Genomic DNA, 23,581 nt, shown 5'->3' on the forward strand with positions numbered 1-23,581 from the left:
CGCAGCGACCCACTCACCCCTAAGATGACCTTCCGGCGGACCACACGGCCCGCCGTCGCCGAGGACGGCGACATGGGAGGAAGCCCGGTGCGATTCCGGCGCGGTCCCGCCACTGTGAACCCGGCAGCGCCACACCGCCGGGCAAGTCAGGAACTCCCGCTGTCCTCACTGCCCGGGGCGCGGAAACCCCGAGGAAGGCCTGCCGCCGCATGATTCTGCTGCTGTCGACGTCCGACACCGATCTGCTCAGCGCCCGCGCAGCGAACACGGCGGACGGCCTCGTCCCGTACCGGTTCGCGAACCCCTCCCGCCTTCCCCTCGACGACCTCCCCGGGCTCCTCGACGGCGTCGACTTGGTCGTCGTACGCCTCCTCGGCGGCCTCCGCGCCTGGCAGGACGGCCTCGACCTGCTCCTCGCCCCCGGCCAGACCCGCCCGGTCGTGGTCCTGACCGGCGAACAGGCCCCGGACGCCCAGCTGATGGAGGCCTCCACGGTCCCGATCGGCATCGCGGCCGAGGCCCACGGCTACCTCGCGCACGGCGGTCCCGCCAACCTCGACCAGCTGGCCCGGTTCCTCTCCGACACGGTCCTGCTCACCGGCCACGGCTTCGAGCCGCCCGCCGCCGCCCCCACCTGGGGCCCCCTGGAGCGCGACGCGCAGCACACAGGCAAGGCGGCCTCCGAGACGGCCCCGAAGGTCGCCGTGCTCTACTACCGCGCCCACCAGATGAGCGGCAACACCGCCTTCGTCCACACCCTCTGCGAGGCCATCGAGGCGAAGGGCGCCCAGCCCCTCCCCCTCTACGTCTCCTCCCTGCGCACGCCCGAGCCGGAGCTCCTCCGGGCCCTGGAGTCCGTGGACGCGATCGTCACCACCGTCCTCGCGGCCGGCGGCACCCGCCCCGCCACCGCCTCCGCCGGCGGTGACGACGAGTCCTGGGACGCCGGCGCCCTCGCCTCACTCGGCGTGCCGATCCTCCAGGCCCTGTGCCTGACCGGTTCGCGTTCCGCCTGGGAGGAGAGCGACGAGGGCCTGTCGCCCCTCGACGCCGCCACCCAGGTCGCCGTGCCGGAGTTCGACGGCCGCCTGATCACCGTCCCGTTCTCCTTCAAGGAGCTCGACGAGGACGGCCTGCCCGCCTACGTGGCCGACCCCGAGCGGGCCGCCCGGGTCGCGGGGATCGCCGTACGCCACGCCCGTCTGCGCCACATCGACCGCCGCGACAAGAAGGTCGCTCTGGTCCTGTCCGCGTACCCCACCAAGCACTCCCGCATCGGCAACGCGGTCGGGCTCGACACCCCGGCCAGCGCCGTCGAGCTGCTGCGCACGCTGATCGCCGGCGGCTACGACTTCGGCCCCACCCAGGACATCCCGGGTCTGGTGTCCGGTGACGGCGACGAGCTGATCCGCGCCCTGATCGAGGCCGGCGGCCACGACCAGGACTGGCTGACCGAGGAGCAGCTGGCCCGCAACCCGGTCCGCATCCCGGCCGCCGACTACCGGCGCTGGTTCGCCGAGCTGCCGGCCGAGCTCCGCGAGAGCGTCGAGCAGCACTGGGGCGAGGCCCCGGGCAACATGTTCGTGGACCGCTCGGCGAACCCCGAGGGCGACATCGTCCTGGCGGCCCTGCGCCGCGGGAACCTCCTCATTCTCATCCAGCCGCCGCGCGGCTTCGGCGAGAACCCGATCGCGATCTACCACGACCCGGACCTGCCGCCCTCGCACCACTACCTGGCCGCGTACCGCTGGATCCAGGCGCGCGCGGAGGACGGCGGCTTCGGCGCCGACGCGATGATCCACCTGGGCAAGCACGGCAACCTGGAGTGGCTGCCGGGCAAGAACGCCGGCCTGTCCGCGGCCTGCGCGCCGGACGCCGCGCTCGGTGACCTCCCGCTCATCTACCCCTTCCTGGTCAACGACCCGGGCGAGGGCACCCAGGCCAAGCGGCGCGTGCACGCGACCCTGGTCGACCACCTCGTCCCGCCGATGGCCCGGGCCGAGTCCTACGGCGACATCGCCCGCCTCGAACAGCACCTGGACGAGTACGCCCAGATCTCCGCGATGGACCCGGCGAAGCTGCCGGCGATCCGGGCCCAGATCTGGACCCTGATCCAGGCCGCGAAGCTCCACCACGACCTGGGCCTCGAAGAGCGCCCGGACGACGAGGGCTTCGACGACTTCCTGCTGCACGTCGACGGCTGGCTGTGCGAGGTCAAGGACGCCCAGATCCGCGACGGCCTGCACGTGCTCGGCGGCGCCCCGACCGGTGAGGCCCGGGTCAACCTGGTCCTCGCCATCCTGCGCGCCCGGCAGATCTGGGGCGGTACGACGGCCCTCCCGGGCCTGCGCGAGGCGCTCGGCCTCGACGAGTCCAAGGCCACCCGTACCTCGGCGGACGCCGTGGAGGCGCAGGCCCGCGCCCTGGTCCAGGCGATGGAGGACGCGGACTGGTCCCTCGACGCGGTGTCCTCGGTCGCGGCGGACCAGGCGCCGGAGGTCGCGGCGGTCCTGTCCTTCGCGGCCCGCGAGGTGGTCCCGCGGCTGGCCGGCACCACGGACGAGATCGCGCACGTCGTCGCGGCCCTCGACGGCCGCTTCATCCCGGCGGGCCCCTCGGGTTCCCCGCTCCGCGGCCTGGTCAACGTCCTGCCGACGGGCCGCAACTTCTACTCGGTCGACCCGAAGGCCGTCCCGTCGCGCCTCGCGTGGGAGACGGGCCAGGCCCTGGCCGAGTCCCTCCTGACCCGCTACCGCACGGACAACGGCGAGTGGCCCGCCTCCGTCGGCCTGTCCCTCTGGGGCACGAGCGCGATGCGCACCTCGGGCGACGACGTGGCGGAGGCCCTGTCCCTCCTCGGCGTCCGCCCGGTCTGGGACGAGGCCTCGCGCCGCGTCACGGGCCTGGAGCCGATCCCGCTCGACGAGCTCGGCCGCCCCCGCATCGACGTGACCCTGCGCATCTCGGGCTTCTTCCGCGACGCGTTCCCGCACGTCATCGGCCTGCTGGACGACGCGGTCCGGCTCGCGGCCTCCCTGGAGGAGCCGGCGGAGTCGAACTTCATCCGCGCCCACGCCCAGGCGGACCTCGCCGTCCACGGCGACGAGCGCAAGGCCACGACCCGTATCTTCGGCTCGCGCCCGGGTACGTACGGAGCCGGCATCCTCCAGCTGATCGACTCCCGCGACTGGCGTACGGACGCCGACCTCGCGGAGGTCTACACGGTGTGGGGCGGCTACGCGTACGGCCGCGGCCTGGAGGGCCGTCCGGCGCGCGACGAGATGGAGACGGCCTACAAGCGCATCACGGTCGCCGCCAAGAACACGGACACGCGCGAGCACGACATCGCGGACTCGGACGACTACTTCCAGTACCACGGCGGCATGGTGGCCACCGTCCGCGCCCTGCGCGGCACGGCCCCGGAGGCGTACATCGGCGACTCCACGCGTCCCGAGACCGTGAAGACCCGCACCCTGGTCGAGGAGACGTCGCGCGTCTTCCGCGCCCGCGTGGTCAACCCCAAGTGGATCGAGGCGATGCGCCGCCACGGCTACAAGGGCGCCTTCGAGCTCGCGGCGACGGTCGACTACCTCTTCGGCTACGACGCGACGACGGGCGTGGTCGCGGACTGGATGTACGACAAGCTCACCGAGACGTACGTCCTGGACCCGACCAACCGGGCCTTCCTGGAGGAGGCCAACCCCTGGGCCCTGCACGGCATCGCGGAGCGCCTCCTCGAAGCCGAGTCCCGCGGCATGTGGGAGAAGCCGGACGCCGGCATCCTCGAAGCCCTCCGCCAGGTCTACCTGGACACCGAGGGCAACCTCGAAGGCGAAACCGAGTAGAACCACAAAAGAGGCCGTCCTCTCCCCCCTTCCAGGGCGGAGAGGACGGCCTCTTCCATTACCCGACTACCCGACTACGCGCCTAGGCCTTGACGGTCTGGTTCAGCGCGACGAGCGCCTGCGCCCACCGCACGTACTTCAGCTGCCCGAAGTCGGCGACGGTCTTGACCCCGAACGCCTCGTGCAGCAGCTCGCCGTCCTTGTCGCTGACGCCCTTGAGCGCGGCCACGGGAGCCGCGAGCACCTCGGCGAGCGGCTTGTCGGCCCACGCCTTGTCGAGCACCTTGTCCAGATCAATAGCCACGAGTGTCCCTCCCGGAACGCCGAAACCAAATACCGCAACAAACCTAACCGAACCAGACATTCCCCCCAAGCTCCGACACCCCCACCACCCACGCAGACGACTTTGCGTAGCCCCCGGCAGGGCGCCGCGGAGGGGAACCGTGGGGGTGTCACCTGAAGCGGTGAAAAGTCACTTGTCCGAGGGGCGCCACGGGTAGGGCACTGCTGATCTCGTGCAGGGGCCCGGGACGACCGGCTCCCGCACCCTTGGACGAAAGGCCCACCCCGTCGTGACGCAGCCGTTTCAACTGCCGGATTTCTATGTGCCTTATCCGGCGCGACTGAACCCCCATCTGGAGGTCGCGCGGGTCCACACCAAGCGGTGGGCGCGCGACCTCGGGATGCTGGAGGGTTCCGGCGTCTGGGAGGAGAGCGACCTCGACTCGCACGACTACGCGCTGCTCTGCTCGTACACCCACCCCGACTGCGGCGCCGAGGCGCTGTCCCTGGTCACCGACTGGTACGTGTGGGTGTTCTTCTTCGACGACCACTTCCTGGAGACGTTCAAGCGCTCGCAGGACCGGGCCGGCGCCAAGGAGTACCTCGACAGGCTGGCCGCCTTCATGCCGATGGACCTGGCCGCCGGCTTCCCCGCGCCGACCAACCCGGTCGAGGCGGGCCTCGCGGACCTCTGGGCGCGGACCGTGCCCGCGATGTCCGCGGACTGGCGGGAACGGTTCTCCTTGTCCACGAAGAACCTCCTCGACGAGTCGATGTGGGAGCTCGCCAACATCGACATCGGGCGGGTGGCGAACCCCCTCGAATACATCGAGATGCGCCGCAAGGTGGGCGGCGCCCCCTGGTCGGCCGGCCTGGTCGAATACGTTGCCGCCGAAGTCCCGGCGCGCGTCGCGCACTCGCGCCCGCTCGGTGTCCTGCGCGACGCCTTCTCCGACGCCGTGCACATCCGCAACGACCTGTTCTCCTATCAGCGCGAGGTCACCGACGAAGGCGAACTGTCCAACGCCGTCCTGGTGTTGGAGACCTTCCTCGGCTGCACCACCCAGGAGGCCGCCGAGGTCTCCAACGACCTGCTCACCTCCCGCCTGCACCAGTTCGAGCAGACCGCCCTCGCCGAACTCCCCCAGCTCTTCGCCGACCACGCGATGAACCCGGCGGAGATCGCGGCCGTCCTCGCCTACGCCAAGGGCCTGCAGGACTGGCAGTCCGGCGGCCACGAGTGGCACATGGTCTCCAGCCGCTACATGAACAAGGAGGCCAGGGCCAAGGCCACAGCCCCGCTCACCCTGCCGTTCCTGCCCTCCGGGCTCGGCACCACCGCGCTCGACCTGAAGTCCGTCTTCACGCAGCGCTCGGCGGACCTGCGCCGCCGCTCCTTCACCCACGTCCCCTTCGAGCGCACCGGACCGTCCGTGATCCCGGAGGTCTACATGCCGTTCGCGCTTTCCCTCAGCCCGCACCTGGACCACGCGCGCGAGGGATCGGTCGACTGGGCCCGGCGCATGGGCCTGCTCCAGGCCCACCCCGGCGACCCCGGTTCCGCCATCTGGACCGAACAGAAGCTGCGCGGCTACGACTTCGCGCTCTGCTCGGCCGGCATCGACCCGGACGCCACGCCCGACGCACTGCTCCTCAACGCCTGCTGGCTGACCTGGGGAACGTACGGGGACGACTACTACCCGGTGGCCTTCGGCCAGTCCAAGAACCTCCCGGCCGCCAAGGCGGCGACCGCGCGGCTGATCGCGATGATCCCGGTCGACCACGCCGAACAGCCGCAGCCGCTCACGGCGATGGAGCGCGCGCTCGCCGACCTGTGGGTCCGTACGAGCCGGGGCATGACCCGGGGCGTCCGCGCCGAATTCCGGGCGACCCTCGTCAGCATGCTGGAGAGCTGGGTGTGGGAGATGGACAACCAGATCCGGAACCGCATCCCGGACCCGGTGGACTACGCCGAGATGCGCCGGCACACCTTCGGCTCGAACCTCACCATGTACCTGTGCCGGCTCGGCCAGGCGGGCCGCGGCATCCCCGACGAGATCTACGCCTCCGGGACCATCCGGTCCCTGGAGAACGCGGCGGCCGACACCGCGTGCCTGCTGAACGACATCTTCTCCTACCAGAAGGAGGTGGAGTTCGAGGGCGAGGTCCACAATCACGTCCTGGTCACCCGGAACTTCTTCGACATCGGCTATCCGGAGGCCCTGCACATCTGCCACTCGCTGATGACCCAGCGCACGGAGGAGTTCGAGCACATCGTTGCGACCCAACTGCCGCTGCTCTACGACGACTGGAAGCTGTGCGCCGAAGCCCGGGCCGGGCTCGACGCGTACGTCGGCGAGCTCAGGGACTGGCTCGCCGGGATCCTCAACTGGCACCGGAAGTGCCGCCGTTACCGCGAGGAGGATCTGCACCGGCTCGACTCGGGCCTGGCCACCGGCGTCCGGAGCTCCGCCTTCGGCATGTCGGCGGCCCGGATCTCCCTGCCGGCCTGACCGGCCCGGCGGGGCTGGGGTCGGGGCCGGGCACGGGGGCGGTCCGCTCGCCCGCCCCCGCCGCGCTCCGGCCCGTACGCCCCCCGCCCGCCCTCAGAACTCGTCGCCCGTGTGCGGCAGTACGGGCGTGCGCAGGGCCGCGTCCAGCGCCGCGGCCGCGCCCGGGGTGTGCTCCCGTACCAGCCCGGCCGCGACCAGCTCGGCGACCCGCGTCCCGCCCAGGTAGCAGGCGGCCAGCTCGCGTACGTCCAGGGCCAGGTCGGCGGCGGATTCCGCGGGCTCGTACGCCGCCCCGTCCGGCCCCGCGTCGAGCCGGAACCGCCCGGTGTTGGCGGGCAGCCGTACGTCGTGCACCTCCAGCACCACGTCCACCGGCGCGGCCCACGACCGCGCCGTCAGCGCCGCGCGTACGTCGACCAGGCGCAGCCAGAGCGCCGGGTACTGGGCGGTGACCCGCACCTGGTCCCGGTCGACGGCGAAGTGCAGCAGCGGGTCGTCGGCCGGGCGGCCCCAGGCGCGGACCCGGCCGGTGAGGTCGAGGGCGGCCAGGCACTGCCACAGGGCGGCGGCGACGGCCGGGGTGTCGGCCTCCAGTTCCTCGACCCGGACCAGGCCATGGGGTGCGCGGGCGGGCCCGCCGTCGGCCTCGGGCTTCGTGCGGTAGAGCACGTAGCCCGCGATCGGCTCGCCCGGCTCCCCGAGGACGATGATCCGCGGCGGGCTCAGTTCCTCGTCCTGCTCGTCCTGTTCGGTCAGCCACTCGTCGCGCCAGCGCGGTGCGCTGCGGGTGGGGCGGCCGGCCCGCCGGGCGCGGGCGGACTCGTGGAAGGGCCCGATCACGGCGAGCGCCTCCTGCGGGTCGACGAGCCGCAGCGGGCGCCGGTCCGGGTCGATGCGCAGGGCCAGCGGCCGGGTGGAGTCGATCTCGATGGTGACGCCGGTGGTCGCGCCGCCGTAGCCGAAGCGGCCGTAGATGGCGGCTTCGGAGGCCCACAGGGCGGCGAGCGGGCTGCCGGTGGCGGCGGCGCGCTCCAGCATCTCGGTCATCAGCCCGGTGAGCACGCCGCGGCGGCGGTGGGTGGGGGCGACGCAGACGAAGGTGAGCCCGGGGCAGGGCAGGTCCGCCCCGGGCACCGAGAGCCGGAAGTCGTGCGCGGCCATGAAGCCGACCAGGGCGTCCCCGTCGTAGGCGCCGATCCGCAGGCACCGCTCCAGCAGCGCGTGGTGTCTGGCGCGGGCCTCCTTGTCGGGCCGGTCGTGGAAGACGAGGTACGCGAGTTCCAGGGCGCGGTCGATGTCGGCCTCGGGCACGTCGTGGATGTCCACCATGATCGCGAGACTAATCGGTCATCGAGGACCGGTCATCCCATAAGGGTCGGATAAGGGTCGGGAAATCCGTGGCCGCCATGATCATCCGCGGGTACGGTGTGCCGTCGGCCGTCACGGGGAGAGGATCAGGACGTGATCGAGGGAGAGCGCGTCGCGCTGCGCGCACTGCGCGCGGAGGACGCGGAACACCACCTGCGCTGGCGCAACGACCCCGAGGTGGTCCGTTGGGCGACCGCCGGGGACCCGTGCTTCGGCCCGGTCACACGGGAGGCGCTGACGGTGTTCTTCGAGCGGATGCTGATGCTCTCGCCCCGGGAGTCGGCGGTGTTCACGGTGGAGACCCTGCCGGACCGCCGGGTGATCGGCATGGCCGACTACCGCGATCTGGACCCCTGGGCCGGAGCGGCCACGCTCGGGATCACCATCGGCGAGCGGGAGTTCTGGGGCCGCGGGCACGGCTCCGAGGCGATGCGTCTGCTGGTCGACCACCTCTTCGGCACCTTCCCGCTCACCCGGCTCCAGCTCGACACCTGGAGCGGGAACGAGCGGGCGGTCCGGGCGTTCACCCGGCTCGGCTTCCGTGAGGAGGGGCGGCGGCGGGCCGCCGTGCTGCTGGCGGGTGAGCGGTACGACGAGGTGCTGTTCGGGATGCTCCGGGAGGAGTGGCGGGCCTGACCCCGCCCGGCCGCCGCGACGGACGTACGATCCACGTCGACGCCCGGCACCGCCCGGCACCGCCCGGCGCCGCCGCTTGCATGCCCCGGACACCCGCGCCGCCCAGTCCCGTACCCGAGAGACGGAGTAGCCGCCATGGCCCGACTGCACTCCTACACCACCCGCGTCACCTGGACCGGGAACCTCGGTACCGGCACCAGCCACTACCGTGCCTACTCGCGGGCGCACGAGGTGGCCGCCGGAGAGCTGCCGGTGATCCTCGGCAGCTCCGACCCGACCTTCCGCGGCGATGCCTCCCGCTGGAACCCCGAGCAGCTGCTGCTGGCGGCACTGTCCCAGTGCCACATGCTGTCCTACCTGCACTTCTGTACGGTCGGCGGCGTGGTGGTCACCTCGTACGTCGACGAGGCGACGGGGACGATGGCCACCGCCGGGGACAGCGGGCAGTTCACGGAGGCCGTGGTGCGTCCTCGGATCACCGTCGGCGAGGAGTCGATGGTGGCCGCGGCGATCGCACTGCACAAGGAGGCCCGCCGGGCCTGCTTCATCGCCAACTCGGTGAACTTCCCCGTCCGGCACGAGCCGACCGTGACGGTGGGCTGAGCCTCCGGGCGGGCCGGGGCATCCCATTGCCCCGCGCCCGGAGCTCGCCCGGACAGGCCTAGCGGCCGGCGGGGCCGGTCCAGGCGGCCGGGACGTGGCCGATCCGGACGCGCTGGGGGTGGTCGCCGACGGGGACGGAGACTCGTTTGGCGCCGGTGGCGAAGTCGATGGCCGTGACCCGGTCGGCGCCGCTCTCGGAGATCACGCAGGCCGTCCCGTCGCCGTCGACCGTGGCCCAGTACGGCTTGGCGGCGGGCACGAGCGGCCCCTCGGCGAGGGTGGCGCGGTCCACGACGGTCGCGTAGTCGTCCATGGTGCCCGCGATGCACAGCTTGGCCCCGTCGGGGCTCATGGACATGCCGTGGTGGCGGGAGTCGTTGACCCAGGTGGTGCGGTCGGTGCTGGTGGCGGGGTTCTGGGGGAGGGTCTTGAGGCGGGTGATCCGGTCGGTGGCCACGTCGTACTCCAGGAAGCCGTTGAAGAACGACACCTGGAAGTAGAGCTTCGACTCGTCGGGGCTGAAGGACACGGGGCGCACGGCGTCGGACAGGTCGCGGCGGCCGAAGGCGTCCAGCCGCTCCCGCATGTCGATCACCCGGACGGTCCGGAAGGTCTGCGCGTCGACCACGGTGATCTTCCGGTCGCCCTTCGTCCAGTCCAGCCAGGGCGCGTCGAGTGCGGTGTTCACCTCGCCGATGGAGCTGTTCCACAGGAAGCGGCCGTCGCGGGTGAAGGTGTTCTCGTGCGGCTTGTCCCCGGTGCCGAAGGAGCCGACCTGGCGTCCGGTGGCGATGTCCAGGACGTGCACGGTGTTGGAGGTGGAGGCCGAGACGGCGATGCGGGTGCCGTCCGGGGAGACCGCCATGTGGTCGGAGCGGTAGCCGGAGACGGGGAAGCGCCAGTTGATCCGCCCCGAGGTCACGTCGATGGACACGACGTCGGCGAAGCTGGGGCGGGAGACGACGACCGCGGAGCCGTCCGGGGTGGTGAACATGTCGTCGACGAACTGGTCGTGTCCCTCGCCTGCGCTCTCCCGGATGCCGAGGAAGAAGGCGAGCTTCACGGGGTTGAGGTGGATCTCCCGGAGCCGCTCCGCCTTGTCGGGGATCACGTTGATCCGGCCGACCTTGGCGAGGTCGCCGGTGGAGGCGAGGACGTCGGCGGTCCCCTCCCAGTTGTTCCCGACGAAGAGCACCTCGCGCAGGCCCGCCGCGGGTGCCGCGGGGGCGGCGGCGCCGGGTGCCGGTGCAGGTGCAGGTGTGAAGGCGGTCAGCAGGGTGGCCGCCGCCAGCACGCCCAGGGTTCGCACGGTACGCAACATCCGCTCAACTCCGGTGTGGACAAGGGATGGAGAGGGCGCTGCCGGTGCGGGCGCCCCCTATTACCGGCCGGTAAGATAGGGGGAACGCCTCAAGGGCGCAACCCCTACGGGTGGCGCCCTTTTCTCATCTTCGGCCGTCACTCACCCCTTCAAGCGACGGAACCGATCCTGCTGACGGTGGTGTTCGCGAGGTCCGGGTGGATCGGGATGTGCGCGCCGGTGAGGGCCGCGCCGCTGCCGCCGCGGCGGTTCGCGACGATCTCGGCGGCGATGGACAGCGCGGTCTCCTCCGGGGAGCGGGCGCCGAGGTCCAGGCCGATCGGGGAGCGCAGCCGGGCCAGTTCGAGCTCGGTGACACCGACGTCGCGGAGCCGCTTGTTGCGGTCCTCGTGGGTGCGCCGGGAGCCCATGGCGCCGACGTAGGCGACGGGGAGCTTGAGGGCCAGTTCGAGGAGCGGGACGTCGAACTTGGCGTCGTGGGTGAGCACGCACAGGACGGTCCGGCCGTCCACTTCCGTGCTCTCCAGATAGCGGTGCGGCCAGTCGACGACGATCTCGTCCGCCTCGGGGAAGCGGGTCTTCGTCGCGAAGACGGGCCGTGCGTCGCACACCGTCACCCGGTAGCCGAGGAACTTGCCGATCCGCACGAGGGCGGAGGCGAAGTCGATGGCACCGAAGACGATCATCCGCGGGGGCGGGACGCTGGACTCGACGAGCACCTTCAGCGGCTCTCCGCAGAGCCTGCCGTCGGCGCCGATCTCCAGCACGCCGGTCCGGCCGGCGTCGAGCATGGCGCGGGCCTCTTCGGCGATGGTGCGGTCCAGCTCGGGGTGTCCCCCGAAGCCGCCCTCGTGGGCGCCGTCCGTACGGACGAAGACGGCGCGGCCCATGAGCTCGGCCGGGCCTTCGGCTATCCGGGCCACGGCCGCGGCCTCACCGCGGGCCGCGGCGGCCAGGCCGGCCGCGAACACCTCCCGTACGGCGGAGCCCACGGGCACCGGGGTGACGAGGATGTCGATGATCCCGCCGCAGGTCAGACCCACGGCGAAAGCATCGTCGTCGCTGTAGCCGAAGGTCTCTCGGACGGTCTCGCCGTCCTCCAGCGCCTGCCGGCACAGCTCGTACACCGCACCCTCCACGCATCCGCCGGAGACGGAACCGATGGCCGTGCCCTCGCTGTCGACGGCGAGCGCGGCCCCGGGCTGCCGGGGTGCGCTCCCGCCGACCGCCACGACCGTGGCGACGGCGAAGTCACGTCCCTGCTCGACCCACCGGTTCAGTTCTTCGGCGATGTCCAGCATGGGGGCCTCCTCGGAGAGGTTAGGTTCCAGTATCGGATACGTGGAGCGTGCGGTACTTCGTACGGTTCGGACCTCGTACGGTTCGGACCGGTCCGGGTCAGCCGACCCCGAGCCAGCCCTCGATCGGGTGGAGCGCGAAGAAGACCAGGAAGATTCCGGTCAGCGCCCACATGAAGCCGCCGATCTCACGGGCCTTGCCCTGAGCGATCTTGATGGCGACGTAGGAGATGACGCCTGCGGCGACACCGGCGGTGATCGAGTAGGTGAACGGCATGATCACGACGGTCAGGAAGACCGGGATCGAGGTCGCGCTGTCGGACCAGTCCACGTGGCGGGCGTTCTGCATCATCATCGCGCCGATGACGACCAGGGCCGCGGAGGCGACCTCGCCCGGCACGATCTGCGTGATCGGAGTGAAGAAGAGGCAGGCGGCGAAGAACAGGCCGGTCACCACGGAGGCGAGACCCGTACGGGCTCCCTCGCCGACGCCGGTCGCGGACTCGACGAACACGGTCTGGCCGGAGCCACCCGCGACGCCACCGATGGCGCCACCGGCGCCGTCGATGAAGAGGGCCTTGGACAGACCCGGCATGCGGCCCTTGTCGTCGGCCAGCTTGGCCTCGGTGCCGACACCGATGATGGTGGCCATCGCGTCGAAGAAGCCGGCGAGCACCAGGGTGAAGACGATCATGCCGACCGTCATGTAGCCGACGTCGCCCCAGCCGCCGAAGGAGACGTCACCGAAGAGCGAGAAGTTCGGCATCGAGACCGCGGAGCCGTCGAGCTCCGGCGGACCGTTCTTCCAGGCCTTCGGGTCGATGTCGACGACGGCATTGAGGATCGCGGCCAGGACGGTGCCACCGACGATGCCGATCAGGATGGCGCCCGGCACCTTGCGGGCCTGGAGCATGAAGATCGCGATCAGGGTGATGCAGAAGAGCAGGACCGGCCAGCCGGAGAGCTCACCGACCGCACCGAGCTGGACGGGGGGACCGAACTCCGGACCCTTGCCGACGAAACCGGCCTTGAAGAAGCCGATGAGGGCCACGAAGAGGCCGATGCCCATGGTGATGGCGTGCTTGAGCGCGAGGGGGATCGCGTTCATGATCATCTCGCGGAGGCCGGTGACGACCAGGAGACAGATCACGACGCCGTACACCACGCACATGCCCATGGCCTGCGGCCAGGTCATCTGCGGGGCGACCTGCGAGGCGAGCACGCCGGACACGGAGAGGCCGGCGGCGAGGGCGAGCGGCACCTTGCCGACGAAGCCCATGAGGAGCGTGGTGACGGCCGCGGCGAAGGCGGTGGCGGTGATGATCGCCGATCCGTCCATGACGGTGCCGGCGACGTCCTTGCCCGAGAGGAGCAGGGGGTTCAGCAGCAGGATGTACGCCATGGCCATGAAGGTCGTGATACCGCCACGGACCTCGTTGCCGACGTTGGAACCTCTGTGGGTGATGTGAAAGTAGCGGTCGAGCCAAGAACGCCCGGCGGGATTGCGGGAGCCGTCTCCGGCATCCTCCGCCGTGGTCTTGGTCTCTACGGACGATTGGGTCATGGTGCCTAACTCCCAAGGTTCAAAGGGGCACCCGCTTGGGGATTGGAGATTGCGGGATTTGGGATGGTGCGTTTGGCTGCACGACCCGGGGTGACGGCCCGAGGCGACGCGAAGGTGCACTGCGTGTACTGCGGGTAGTGCGGGGGTGACCGCTGGTACTACATGGGGGTTTTTGCAGGGGTACTGCCGGCTGAAGGGACCGCGAGCGGTGCGGTGCTTCGTATGTACTCCGGACGGTGCGCTGTGAAGTGTGACGTTCCCAAGTCGCACCGCCCGGAGAGTCTGAGGGGGGTCCGGGGGCCTCGCGGCCCCCGGACCACGCCGGTCTAGAGGGTCCCGGTGAGGGCTTCCGGACGGATCGGCGTCTTGTTGATCTCCAGACCCGTCGCCTGCCGGATCGCCGCGATGACGGCCGGGGTGGACGAGAGGGTCGGGGCCTCGCCCATACCGCGGAGGCCGTACGGCGCCTTCGGGTCGGCGAGCTCCAGGACGTCGACCGGGATGGTCGGGGTGTCGAGGATGGTCGGGATCAGGTAGTCCGTGAAGGAGGGGTTGCGCACCTTCGCGGTCTTCGGGTCCACGATGATCTCTTCCATGATCGCCACGCCGAGACCCTGGGTGGTTCCACCCTGGATCTGGCCCACCACGGAAAGCATGTTGAGCGCCTTGCCGACGTCCTGCGCGGTCGCCAGCTCGACGACCTTGACGAGGCCGAGCTCGGTGTCCACCTCGACGACCGCGCGGTGCGCGGCGAAGGTGTACTGGACGTGGCCGTTGCCCTGGCCGGTGACCAGGTCGAAGGGCTCGGTGGCCGCGTGCCGGAACTCGAGCTCGAGGTCGATCGCCTCGTCCCCGAGGATGTCGGCGATGTCCGCGAGGACCTCGCCGCCGTCGGTGACGACCTTGCCGCCTTCGAGCAGCAGCTCGGCGGTGGCCCACGCCGGGTGGTACGAGCCGTTCTTGCGGCGGCCGATCTCCAGCAGGGCCTCGCGGACCGCCTCACAGGTGTTCTTCACGGCGCCACCGGTCATGTACGTCTGCCGCGAGGCGGACGTGGAACCGGCGGAGCCGACCTGCGTGTCGGCCGGGTGGATGGTCACCTGCGTGACACCCAGCTCCGTACGGGCGATCTGCGTGTGGACGGTGATGCCGCCCTGGCCGACCTCCGCCATGGCCGTGTGGACCATCGCGACGGGCTCGCCGTTGATGACCTCGAGGCGCACGCGGGCGGTGGAGTAGTCGTCGAAGCCCTCGGAGAAGCCGACGTTCTTGATGCCGACCGCGTAGCCGACGCCGCGGACGACGCCCTCACCGTGGGTGGTGTTGGAGAGGCCACCGGGCAGCGCGCGGACGTCCGCGTTCTCGCCGGCCGTCTCCCACTGGCGCTCCGGCGGCAGCGGGCGGGCCTTGACCCGGCGCAGCAGCTCGGCCACGGGCGCCGGGGCGTCCACGACCTGGCCGGTCGGCATGACCGTGCCCATCTCCATGGCGTTCAGCTGGCGGAACTCCACCGGGTCCATGCCCAGCTTCGCCGCGAGCTTGTCCATCTGGGCCTCGTACGCGAAGCAGGCCTGGACGGCGCCGAAGCCGCGCATCGCGCCACAGGGCGGGTTGTTCGTGTAGAGCGCGATCGCCTCGATGTCCACGTCCTCCAGGACGTAGGGACCCACCGAGAGGGAGGAGGCGTTGCCGACGACCGCCGGGGAGGCGGACGCGTAGGCGCCGCCGTCCAGGACGATCTTGCACTTCATGTGCGTGAGCTTGCCGTCCTTGGTGGCGCCGTGCTCGTAGTAGAGCTTCGCCGGGTGACGGTGCACGTGACCGAAGAAGGACTCGAAGCGGTTGTAGACGATCTTGACCGGCTTGTTCGTGGCCAGGGCCAGGAGGCAGGCGTGGATCTGCATCGAGATGTCCTCGCGGCCGCCGAAGGCACCGCCGACGCCCGAGAGCGTCATGCGGACCTTCTCCGGCGGCAGGCCCAGGACCGGGGCGATCTGCTGGAGGTCCGAGTGCAGCCACTGGGTGGCGACGTACAGCTCGACACCGCCGTCCTCGGACGGCACGGCCAGACCGGACTCCGGGCCGAGGAAGGCCTGGTCCTGCATGCCGAAGGTGTACTCGCCCTCGACGATGACGTCGGCGCGCTTGCGGGCCTCTTCCACGTTGCCGCGGATGATCGGCTGGCGGTGCACGATGTTCGGGTGCGGGACGTGACCGATGTGGTGGTCGTCGCGGCCCTCGTGGATCAGCGGCGCGCCCTCGGCGAGGGCGGAGGCCTCGTCGGTGACGAGCGGCAGCTCGCGGTAGTCGATCTTGATCTTGGCGGCCGCGCGGCGGGCGGTCTCCGGGTGGTCGGCGGCCACGAGGGCGACCGGCTCACCGTGGTGACGTACCCGGCCGTGGGCGAGAACCGGGGTGTCCTGGATCTCCAGGCCGTAGTTCTTCATCTCGGCGGGCAGGTCGTCGTACGTCAGCACCGAGTAGACGCCGGGCATGGCGAGCGCCTCGGAGATGTCGATGGAGACGATCTCGGCGTGGGCGACGGTGCTGCGCAGGGTCTGGCCCCAGAGCATGTCCTCGTGCCACATGTCCGAGGAGTACGCGAACTCACCGGTGACCTTGAGGGTGCCGTCCGGGCGAAGAATCGATTCGCCGATGCCGCCCTTGTTGTGCTTCTGGGTGACGTTCGTCGGCGTACCGGCGGGCACGGTGCGGGTGTTCTGAGCCATGGTCAGACCGCCTCTCCCTGACGGGCGGCCGCGAGGCGGACCGCGTCGAGGATCTTCTCGTAGCCCGTGCAGCGGCAGAGGTTGCCGGACAGGGCCTCACGGATGTCCTGGTCGGACGGGGAGGAGTTCTCCTCCAGGAGCGCGTCCGCCTGGATGAGCAGACCCGGGGTGCAGAAACCGCACTGCACGGCGCCGGCGTCGATGAACGCCTGCTGGATGTTCGAGAGCTCCACGCCCTCGCCGGTCTGCGAGTCGCCCGGCTTGGCCTGCCACTGCTTGGCCGAGTCCAGGGACACGCCCTTGCTGCCGCAGCCGCCGCCGGTGCCGCAGGCACCGCCGTGGCCGTGCTCGTCACGCTGCTTGGAGAATTCCGCCAGGCCCTCGACGGTCACGACGTCGCGACCCTCGACCTGGCCGGCGGCCACGAGACAGGAACAGACCGGCACGCCGTCGAGGCGGACGGTGCAGGAACCGCACTCGCCCTGCTCACAGGCGTTCTTCGAACCGGGCAGGCCCAGGCGCTCGCGCAGGACGTAGAGAAGGGACTCGCCCTCCCACACGTCGTCGGCTTCCTGCTGACGGCCGTTGACAGTGAAATTGACGCGCATGATTACGCAGCCCCTTCAAGCGAGCGGCCGTTGCCGGTTCCGCGGTACTGCTCCCAGGTCCAGACGAGCTGGCGGCGAGCCATGATGCCAACCGCGTGACGGCGGTACTTCGCCGTGCCGCGGACGTCGTCGATCGGGTTGGCCGCGCCGGAGGCGAGGTCACCGAACTGCTTGGCGATCGACGGGGTGATGACCTTGCCGGACTCCCAGAAGCCGCCCTCTTCGAGGGCGGCGTTCAGGAACTCCTCGGCGGCCTTCGCCCGGATCGGGGTCGGCGCGGCCGAACCGATGCCGGTGCGGACCGTACGGGTCTCCGGGTGCAGCGCCAGACCGAACGCGCAGACCGCGATGACCATCGCGTTGCGGGAGCCGACCTTGGAGTACTGCTGGGGGCCGTCCGCCTTCTTCACGTGGACGGTCTTGATGAGCTCGTCGGCGGCGAGCGCGTTGCGCTTCACACCGGTGTAGAACTCGTCGATCGGGATCAGGCGAGAGCCGCGTACGGACTCCACCTCGACCTCGGCACCCGCCGCGAGCAGCGCGGGGTGGGAGTCGCCTGCCGGCGAGGCGCAACCGAGGTTGCCGCCGACACCGCCGCGGTTGCGGATCTGCGGGGACGCGACCGTGTGCGAGGCGAGCGCGAGACCCGGAAGCTCCGTCCGGAGGTTCTCCATGATCTGCGTGTACGGGACGGAGGCGCCCAGACGAACCACGTCCTCGCCGACCTCCCACTCCCGCAGGAGACCGATGCGGTTCAGGTCCAGGAGGTACTCCGGCCGACGGTGGTCGAAGTTGATCTCGACCATCACATCGGTGCCACCCGCAATCGGCACAGCTGTGGGGAACTCGGCCTTAGCGGCGAGCGCCTCCTCCCAGCTGGCGGGGCGAAGGAAGTCCATGTGCGGCTCTCTTCTTCTTCATCGTGTCGTTCACTTCAAGCCAGGAGGCCTACGGCCCTCGACTGGTCGTTCACGTGCTGTTAACGCGGTGTGGACTCAGTACACCGGCCCCCCGTCCTTCGGGTGCAGTCACCGAAACCATGAAGGAGTTGGCTGACGGCCTCCCTCGTCTTGTAGATTCGTATGAAAGGCAGGATGCGACGACCTGCCCGATTTCCAACGGCAACATTCGAGACAGATCGGCGGCGACATCATGCGGCTGCGCGCACTGCTGGAAACCGAGGCGCTGGGGCTGCGGCTGCTCGGCGGCGAGGAAGAACTCGACCGGACGGTCCGCGGGGTCATGACGACCGACCTGCGTGATCCCAGCCGGTACCTCTCGGGGGGTGAACTCGTCCTCACTGGCCTGGCCTGGAGACGAAATTCAGCCGACTCCGAGCCGTTCGTACGAATCCTCGCGAGCGCCGGCGTCGCCGGGCTCGCGGCGGGCGAGGCGGAGCTGGGCGACATCCCGGATGATCTGGTCTCGGCCTGTCTGCGCAACCGGCTGCCGCTGTTCGCCGTGAACGAGGACGTTGCATTCGCCACGATCACCGAGTACGTCGTACGGCAGGTCTCGGGCGAGCGGGCCGGTGATCTCGCGGCCGTCGTGGACCGCCATCGCCGTCTGATGACCTCGGGGCCGGCCGGCGGCGGCCCCGACGTGGTGCTGGATCTGCTCACCACCGACCTCGATCTCCGGGCCTGGGTGCTGTCCCCCACGGGCCGGCAGATCGCCGGAGCGGGCGAGCCGCTGGCGCCGGGCGTGTGCGCAGCACTGGCGAGCGAGCACCTCGCGGCGGTCCGGACGGGCCGCAGGGGACCGCACCGGATCTCCATCCAGGGTATTACCTACTCGCTCTTCCCGATCAGGGGACACGGGCGCGGCGCGGCCGGTCCGGCGGCCCGGGACGTGCGCGAGACCGTGCTGTCGGACTGGCTGCTGGCCGTCGAGGCGGACGCCGGCGACTGGCCCGCCGAGCGGCTGGACCTGCTCCAGGGAGTCACCCAGCTGATCGCCGTGGAGCGGGACCGGCGCGACGCGGCCCGCACCGTGCGCCGCCGCCTCGCACAGGAGGTCCTGGAACTGGTCCAGACGGGTGCGGCGCCCGCCGAGATCGCCGCCCGTCTGCGGGTGGCGGCCCCGGTGCTGCTGCCCGGACTGGGCGCGGCCCCGCACTGGCAGGTCGTCGTGGCCCGGGTGGACTGGGAGGGCGGGGACATCCCCGGCGGTCCGGTGGCCCAGTCGCTGCTGGAGGAGATCCTCGTCGACCCGTCGGTCTCGGGGCCGGAGCCCTCGGACCGGATCGCGGTGGCCCACGCGGGTGACGAGGCCATCGCCCTCGTGCCGCTGCCCTCGCTGTCCGGGGACGCCGGCGAGGACAAGGGCCCGGACTCCGCCCTGCACGCCGACGAGCTCCTCGCGGCCGTACGGGACCCCCTGGCGGCCGGCCTGGCCGACGACGGCCGGATCACGCTGGGCGTCAGCGCGGCCGTGCACTCCGCCGAGGGGCTGCGCGGGGCGCTGGAGGAGGCCCGGCACGCCCGCCGGGTGGCCGCGGCGCGCCCGGGCCGGGTCTGCGCGGCCGGCCACCACGAGCTGGCCTCGCACGTGCTGCTGCTGCCGTTCGTGCCGGACGACGTGCGGCGCGCGTTCACGGCCCGGCTGCTGGACCCGCTGCGGGACTACGACCGGCGCCACCGCGCGGAGCTCATCCCGACGCTGGAGGCCTTCCTGGACTGCGACGGTTCGTGGACCCGCTGCGCGACGCGGCTGCACCTCCACGTCAACACGTTGCGCTACCGGGTAGGGCGAATCGAGCAGTTGACGGGGCGGGACCTGTCCCGACTGGAGGACAAGCTCGACTTCTTCCTCGCACTGCGGATGAGCTGAGCAGATCCGTCCTGCGGCCGGAGGGGTCCGGCCGTGGGACGGCTGATGATCCGTCCGGACTTTGTGAAAGAGTTCACCCGACCCCTTGGCCGATGCCGTCGATCCGTGCTCTCATTTCGCCCCAGGGCTCAACGATGTGCTGCTTGGTTGCTTTGGGGAGGGCAATGTGGCGGATACCGCCATGTCGGGTGCCGGAACAACCGGAGGGGACGACCCCCTCCAGCGGGCGATATGGCGGCTGCGCTCGCGCGGCTGTTGGACCGACGCGGCGGCGCTGCTGACGCCGCACCTCGCGGATGCGGGTGCCGCGGTCCAGCGCACCGCGCTGCTAGTCGAGCGGTGCCTGTTCACCGGCCAGGGCTGGGCCGAGGCCGAGGACGCGCTGCGGGTCGCCGAGGCGGTGGCGCAGGACGACGACGACCGGGGCGCGGCCGCGTGCGAACGGGGCCAGCTGGCCTACGCGGCCACCGTGCTCGGCGTACGCGACCGGGCCGACGAGGCCCGCTCCGCGCTGGGGCGGGCGGCGGCCCTGCTGTCTCCGGAATCCCGGACCCGCCCGCTGCTGGACTTCCGCCGCGGCCTGGTCGCCGAGCACCTGGCGGACGCCCCGCAGTCGGCCCGGCCGGCGTACCACCGGGCGCACGCGGGCGCGGAGGCCCACGGGGACACGCTGCTGCTGTCCTTCACGTGGCGCCACCTGGCCGCGCTCTCCCTGCGGGACGGCGAGGTGGCCGAGGCCCGCAAGGGCTTCGCGGAGTCCCTCCGCATCCGGGAGGACCTGGGCTTCCTGATCGGCACGGCCCCCGCGCTGGCCGCGCTGGCCGAGGCCGAGCCGGAACCGGAGGCCGCCAGGCTGCGCGCGGAGGCCCGCCGACTGTTCCACCTCCTGGGCGGCATCCCCACCTGGCTGGCGGACCAGCTCCACCCCGCCCCTTCGCCTGCCCCTTCGCCTGCGGCGTAGCCCGCCACCTACACGGCGCTCCGCGCCCGCTCCTCAAACGCCGGAGGGGCTGAAAGCGCGGAGCCCCGGTCAGGAGCCGGCGAAGTGTTCGCGGACCAGGGACTCGACCACCGGGAGGTCCCGCGCGATCAGCGCTTCCAGCAGCGCCGAGTGCTCCGCCGCGTCGGCGACGAGATCCGCCCGCCGAACCCGCGGAGCGCCCGGCAGGGGCCACTGCGCCCGCCGGTGGAGCTCCTCGGCCACCTGCACCAGCTGCGCGTTGCCCGCCAGCCGCAGCACGGCCCGGTGGAAGGCCCGGTCCGCCTCCGCGTAGCCCGGCAGGTCGCCCGCCGCGGCCGCCTCCGCCGTGGCGGCGGCCTCGGGGCGCAGGGCCTCCCAGGCGTCCGCCGCCGCCGTACGGGCCAGCCGGAGCATGACGGGGACTTCGAGGAGCGCCCGGACCTCGGCCAGCTCGGCCCGCTCCCGCGGGGTGCGCGACAGGACGCGGAAGCCGCGGTTCGGCAGGCATTCCACCGCTCCCTCGACGGCCAGCTGCTGCATCGCCTCGCGCACGGGGGTCGCGGAGACCCCGAAGCGCTCCCCGAGGGCGGGGCCGGAGTAGATCTCCCCGGGCACCAGCTCGCCCTCGATCAGGGCCGCGCGCAGGGCGTCGAGGATCTGGCCGCGCACCGAATGGCGCAACACCTTCCGGGTTTTTTGTGCGGGTACCCGGGCTCGGGCCGTGTCGTGCACTCGGTCCTCCTCCGGATCTCGACCTGACCTGAGGATACGGCCTGGCCGAGATCGGGTAAGGTAAGGCTAACCTGTTAACGATCGTGCGATTCGGTGGTCCACCCCATGGCCGTCACTGTCGTGACCCCTGCCCTGCACGCCCCCTCCGCCCCGGACGGCTCTCCGGTGGCGGATGCGTACGCGCGCCTGGCCGAGGTCTACAGCGGCCTGCGGGTCGACGAGCGGGCCGAGCACGACCCCGTCCCTCGCGGTGTGGGATGGGTCGGCGCGGACGAGCTCGCGGCCGGCGGACCGGCCCTGGACGCCTTCCTCGCCTGGGACGAGGCCCAGGTCCTGCGGGACTACGGGACCCAGGCCCGCCCCGACGTGATCGCGAGCTTCGGGCTGCACCGGTACGCGTGGCCGGCCTGCCTGCTGATCACGCTGCCGTGGTTCCTGCACCGGCGGGTGCCCCGGCTCCCGGCCGGCGCGGTGGCCTTCCACCGGACGCTCGGCCGGATGTCCGTGCGCGTCGAGAGCTTCGCCTGCCTGCCGGACGACCCGGCGGCCGCTCTCCCGGGGGCCCGTGCCGTGCCCGACGAGGAGGCGCTGCGCGACGAGGTGCGGGCTGCGGTGGCCCAGCACCTCGGGTCCGTGCTGGAAGGTTTCGGCCCGCGCATGCGGCGCGGCCGCCGCGCCCTGTGGGGCATGGTGACCGACGAGGTCGTCGAAAGCCTCTGGTACGTCGGCGAGCTGTTCGGCGAGGAACGCCGGGCCATGGCCGAGCTGGAGGCGCTGCTGCCCGGCTCGACCGCCCCATACACCGGGGGCGCGGGATTCCGTACGCTCACGGGTCCCGACGGCCGCGCGCTGCCCACGCGGGACCGGGCCAGCTGCTGCTTCTTCTACACGATCCGGCCCGAGGACACCTGCGTCACCTGCCCCCGGACCTGCGACGCGGACCGCGTCGCCCGACTCACGGCGGCCACCGCCGACTACTGAGCGTGATCCCGCCGCTAACCCACCCGTAGGGGTGGCCGTAATCGAACTCAACTCCGCCTGTACGGGCGTCAGTTCGAGCCACAACACCCTATCCGGCGGGCCCCACCCCCCGATGGCGTCCACTTGCCCCGAAACCCGCGTGTACCGCTCACCGCCTGCGCCACTATGGCGCCCGGAAAGCCGTACAGCCGCATAGCCGCATACGCGAGGCAAGGGACATCCGCATGAGACTGACCGACATATCGCTGGACTGGCTGCTGCCCGGCAGCCTGCTGATCCTGGGCGTACTTGCGGCAGTTGCGGTCTTGGCCCGTGGCAAGCGCGAGAGCGAGAAGGCCGCGGCCGACGACAGCTGGGAGCGCAGCGAGGAACGGCGGCGGCGCAAGGAGGCCGTCTACGGGACCGCCTCCTACGTCCTGCTCTTCTGCTGCGCGGCCGTCGCCGCCGCGCTGTCCTTCCACGGACTGGTCGGCTTCGGCCGGCAGAACCTCAACCTCTCCGGGGGCTGGGAGTACCTGGTCCCCTTCGGCCTCGACGGCGCCGCCATGTTCTGCTCGGTGCTCGCCGTCCGCGAGGCCAGCCACGGCGACGCGGCCCTCGGTTCGCGCATGCTGGTCTGGCTCTTCGCGGGCGCGGCCGCCTGGTTCAACTGGGTGCACGCCCCGCGCGGCATGGGCCACGACGGGGCCCCGCAGTTCTTCGCGGGGATGTCGCTCTCGGCGGCCGTGCTCTTCGACCGAGCCCTCAAGCAGACCCGCCGGGCGGCACTGCGCGAACAGGGCCTGATCCCGCGGCCGTTGCCGCAGATCCGGATGGTGCGCTGGCTGCGCGCGCCCCGGGAGACCTTCGGCGCCTGGTCGCTCATGCTGCTGGAGGGGGTACGCACCCTCGACGAGGCGGTGGACGAGGTGCGCGAGGACAAGAAGGAGAAGGAGCAGGACCGGCACCGCAGGCGGGAGCAGCACCGCCTGGACCGCGCACACATCAGGGCGCTCGGCCGCCAGCACCGGGCCTTCGGCCGCGCCCGCGGCGGCCGGCAGGTCGAACTGCCCGAACTGACGCAGGGAGCGGGCTCCGCGCCGGTCGGCGCGGAGCCGGCCATACCGGAAACGGGACAGCTGCCCCTGCGCCGCCGGCCCTCCCTGCAGGCCGTGAACGGAACCGAATCCCTTGACGTGACCGGCGCCCGGACGGTGGACCTCACCGCCGAGGACGACACCCAGACCATTCCCCGGCTGGACTCGCTGGAGCGCAAACTGAAGGACCTGGAGCAGCAGTTCGGCTGACCGGTCCCGATCGGGGAAGAGC

The 23,581-nt window shown here is 71.5% G+C and carries 17 protein-coding genes and 1 riboswitch; of the genes, 8 read left to right on the top strand and 9 right to left on the bottom strand.

Features of this window, described 5'->3' with window-relative positions; all coding sequences use genetic code 11:
• Positions 1-76 precede the first annotated feature (76 nt).
• Positions 77-156, top strand: a riboswitch (cobalamin riboswitch).
• Between the two features lie 53 nt (positions 157-209).
• Positions 210-3,845 (top strand): cobaltochelatase subunit CobN, encoded by a 3,636-nt coding sequence (cobN, locus tag ACFYZ4_RS34980; RefSeq protein WP_390785837.1) that lies wholly within the window; start codon positions 210-212, stop codon positions 3,843-3,845.
• Positions 3,846-3,927: 82 nt separating this feature from the next.
• Here cobN and ACFYZ4_RS34985 read toward each other — a convergent pair whose 3' ends face one another.
• The gene (locus ACFYZ4_RS34985) at positions 3,928-4,209 is read right to left on the bottom strand and encodes a hypothetical protein (RefSeq protein WP_351297169.1); all 282 of its coding nucleotides are present in this window, start codon (positions 4,207-4,209) and stop codon (positions 3,928-3,930) included.
• Between the two features lie 208 nt (positions 4,210-4,417).
• Here ACFYZ4_RS34985 and ACFYZ4_RS34990 point away from each other — a divergent pair, with 208 nt between their 5' ends.
• The gene (locus tag ACFYZ4_RS34990; RefSeq protein ID WP_390785838.1) at positions 4,418-6,640 is read left to right on the top strand and encodes a germacradienol/geosmin synthase; all 2,223 of its coding nucleotides are present in this window, start codon (positions 4,418-4,420) and stop codon (positions 6,638-6,640) included.
• Between the two features lie 93 nt (positions 6,641-6,733).
• Here ACFYZ4_RS34990 and ACFYZ4_RS34995 read toward each other — a convergent pair whose 3' ends face one another.
• Positions 6,734-7,969, bottom strand: coding sequence for a GNAT family N-acetyltransferase (locus ACFYZ4_RS34995; RefSeq protein ID WP_390785839.1), 1,236 nt, complete (start codon positions 7,967-7,969; stop codon positions 6,734-6,736).
• Between the two features lie 132 nt (positions 7,970-8,101).
• Here ACFYZ4_RS34995 and ACFYZ4_RS35000 point away from each other — a divergent pair, with 132 nt between their 5' ends.
• Positions 8,102-8,644, top strand: coding sequence for a GNAT family N-acetyltransferase (locus ACFYZ4_RS35000; RefSeq protein ID WP_384341221.1), 543 nt, complete (start codon positions 8,102-8,104; stop codon positions 8,642-8,644).
• 135 nt (positions 8,645-8,779) lie between these two features.
• Entirely contained in the window at positions 8,780-9,247 is a 468-nt protein-coding gene (locus tag ACFYZ4_RS35005; protein ID WP_384341223.1) for an OsmC family protein, read from the top strand.
• 58 nt (positions 9,248-9,305) lie between these two features.
• Here ACFYZ4_RS35005 and ACFYZ4_RS35010 read toward each other — a convergent pair whose 3' ends face one another.
• The 6 genes from ACFYZ4_RS35010 to ACFYZ4_RS35035 all read right to left on the bottom strand — a co-directional run bounded on the left by ACFYZ4_RS35010 (position 9,306) and on the right by ACFYZ4_RS35035 (position 17,666).
• On the bottom strand, positions 9,306-10,568 hold the full coding sequence (locus tag ACFYZ4_RS35010) for a YncE family protein (RefSeq protein ID WP_390785840.1): 1,263 nt from the start codon (positions 10,566-10,568) through the stop codon (positions 9,306-9,308).
• 149 nt (positions 10,569-10,717) lie between these two features.
• Positions 10,718-11,869 (bottom strand): XdhC/CoxI family protein, encoded by a 1,152-nt coding sequence (locus ACFYZ4_RS35015; protein WP_351297134.1) that lies wholly within the window; start codon positions 11,867-11,869, stop codon positions 10,718-10,720.
• A gap of 97 nt (positions 11,870-11,966) precedes the next feature.
• Entirely contained in the window at positions 11,967-13,430 is a 1,464-nt protein-coding gene (locus ACFYZ4_RS35020; RefSeq protein ID WP_351297131.1) for an NCS2 family permease, read from the bottom strand.
• Between the two features lie 326 nt (positions 13,431-13,756).
• Positions 13,757-16,159, bottom strand: a complete 2,403-nt coding sequence (locus ACFYZ4_RS35025) for a molybdopterin cofactor-binding domain-containing protein (protein ID WP_351300591.1) — start codon at positions 16,157-16,159, stop codon at positions 13,757-13,759.
• 2 nt (positions 16,160-16,161) lie between these two features.
• Positions 16,162-16,767, bottom strand: coding sequence for a (2Fe-2S)-binding protein (locus ACFYZ4_RS35030; protein ID WP_351300594.1), 606 nt, complete (start codon positions 16,765-16,767; stop codon positions 16,162-16,164).
• Positions 16,768-16,769: 2 nt separating this feature from the next.
• A complete protein-coding gene (locus ACFYZ4_RS35035; RefSeq protein ID WP_326587260.1) occupies positions 16,770-17,666 on the bottom strand; it encodes a xanthine dehydrogenase family protein subunit M in 897 nt (298 codons plus the stop codon).
• A gap of 253 nt (positions 17,667-17,919) precedes the next feature.
• On the opposite strand from ACFYZ4_RS35035, the gene ACFYZ4_RS35040 reads away from it, so the two are divergent.
• Together ACFYZ4_RS35040 and ACFYZ4_RS35045 are read left to right on the top strand one after the other, a co-directional pair.
• Positions 17,920-19,599: a PucR family transcriptional regulator ligand-binding domain-containing protein gene (locus tag ACFYZ4_RS35040; protein WP_351300597.1), complete on the top strand. Its 1,680-nt coding sequence runs from the start codon at positions 17,920-17,922 to the stop codon at positions 19,597-19,599.
• Between the two features lie 166 nt (positions 19,600-19,765).
• Positions 19,766-20,560 carry a hypothetical protein gene (locus ACFYZ4_RS35045; RefSeq protein ID WP_351300599.1) on the top strand — a complete coding sequence of 265 codons (795 nt, stop codon included), beginning with the start codon at positions 19,766-19,768 and terminating at the stop codon, positions 20,558-20,560.
• Positions 20,561-20,629: 69 nt separating this feature from the next.
• Here ACFYZ4_RS35045 and ACFYZ4_RS35050 read toward each other — a convergent pair whose 3' ends face one another.
• Positions 20,630-21,292 (bottom strand): GntR family transcriptional regulator, encoded by a 663-nt coding sequence (locus tag ACFYZ4_RS35050; protein WP_351300601.1) that lies wholly within the window; start codon positions 21,290-21,292, stop codon positions 20,630-20,632.
• A 105-nt stretch (positions 21,293-21,397) separates the two neighbouring features.
• Between ACFYZ4_RS35050 and ACFYZ4_RS35055 the strand changes: the two genes are divergently transcribed.
• Together ACFYZ4_RS35055 and ACFYZ4_RS35060 are read left to right on the top strand one after the other, a co-directional pair.
• Entirely contained in the window at positions 21,398-22,273 is an 876-nt protein-coding gene (locus ACFYZ4_RS35055; protein ID WP_390785841.1) for a (2Fe-2S)-binding protein, read from the top strand.
• A gap of 224 nt (positions 22,274-22,497) precedes the next feature.
• On the top strand, positions 22,498-23,559 hold the full coding sequence (locus ACFYZ4_RS35060) for a DUF2637 domain-containing protein (protein WP_351300607.1): 1,062 nt from the start codon (positions 22,498-22,500) through the stop codon (positions 23,557-23,559).
• Positions 23,560-23,581 lie beyond the last annotated feature (22 nt).

Source organism: Streptomyces sp. NPDC001513, assembly GCF_042894695.1.
In the GTDB taxonomy this organism is placed as follows: domain Bacteria; phylum Actinomycetota; class Actinomycetes; order Streptomycetales; family Streptomycetaceae; genus Streptomyces.

Bases quoted from the DNA above. Each gene is read 5' to 3' on its own strand.
- ACFYZ4_RS35040 (WP_351300597.1), top strand. From the start codon at position 17,920: ATGCGGCTGCGCGCACTGCTGGAAACCGAGGCGCTGGGGCTGCGGCTG.
- ACFYZ4_RS35010 (WP_390785840.1), bottom strand. From the start codon at position 10,568: ATGTTGCGTACCGTGCGAACCCTGGGCGTGCTGGCGGCGGCCACCCTG.
- ACFYZ4_RS35015 (WP_351297134.1), bottom strand. From the start codon at position 11,869: ATGCTGGACATCGCCGAAGAACTGAACCGGTGGGTCGAGCAGGGACGT.
- ACFYZ4_RS35060 (WP_351300607.1), top strand. From the start codon at position 22,498: ATGAGACTGACCGACATATCGCTGGACTGGCTGCTGCCCGGCAGCCTG.
- ACFYZ4_RS35055 (WP_390785841.1), top strand. From the start codon at position 21,398: ATGGCCGTCACTGTCGTGACCCCTGCCCTGCACGCCCCCTCCGCCCCG.
- ACFYZ4_RS34985 (WP_351297169.1), bottom strand. From the start codon at position 4,209: ATGTCTGGTTCGGTTAGGTTTGTTGCGGTATTTGGTTTCGGCGTTCCG.
- ACFYZ4_RS35005 (WP_384341223.1), top strand. From the start codon at position 8,780: ATGGCCCGACTGCACTCCTACACCACCCGCGTCACCTGGACCGGGAAC.
- cobN (WP_390785837.1), top strand. From the start codon at position 210: ATGATTCTGCTGCTGTCGACGTCCGACACCGATCTGCTCAGCGCCCGC.
- ACFYZ4_RS35025 (WP_351300591.1), bottom strand. From the start codon at position 16,159: ATGGCTCAGAACACCCGCACCGTGCCCGCCGGTACGCCGACGAACGTC.
- ACFYZ4_RS35035 (WP_326587260.1), bottom strand. From the start codon at position 17,666: ATGGACTTCCTTCGCCCCGCCAGCTGGGAGGAGGCGCTCGCCGCTAAG.
- ACFYZ4_RS35020 (WP_351297131.1), bottom strand. From the start codon at position 13,430: ATGACCCAATCGTCCGTAGAGACCAAGACCACGGCGGAGGATGCCGGA.
- ACFYZ4_RS35030 (WP_351300594.1), bottom strand. From the start codon at position 16,767: ATGCGCGTCAATTTCACTGTCAACGGCCGTCAGCAGGAAGCCGACGAC.
- ACFYZ4_RS34995 (WP_390785839.1), bottom strand. From the start codon at position 7,969: ATGGTGGACATCCACGACGTGCCCGAGGCCGACATCGACCGCGCCCTG.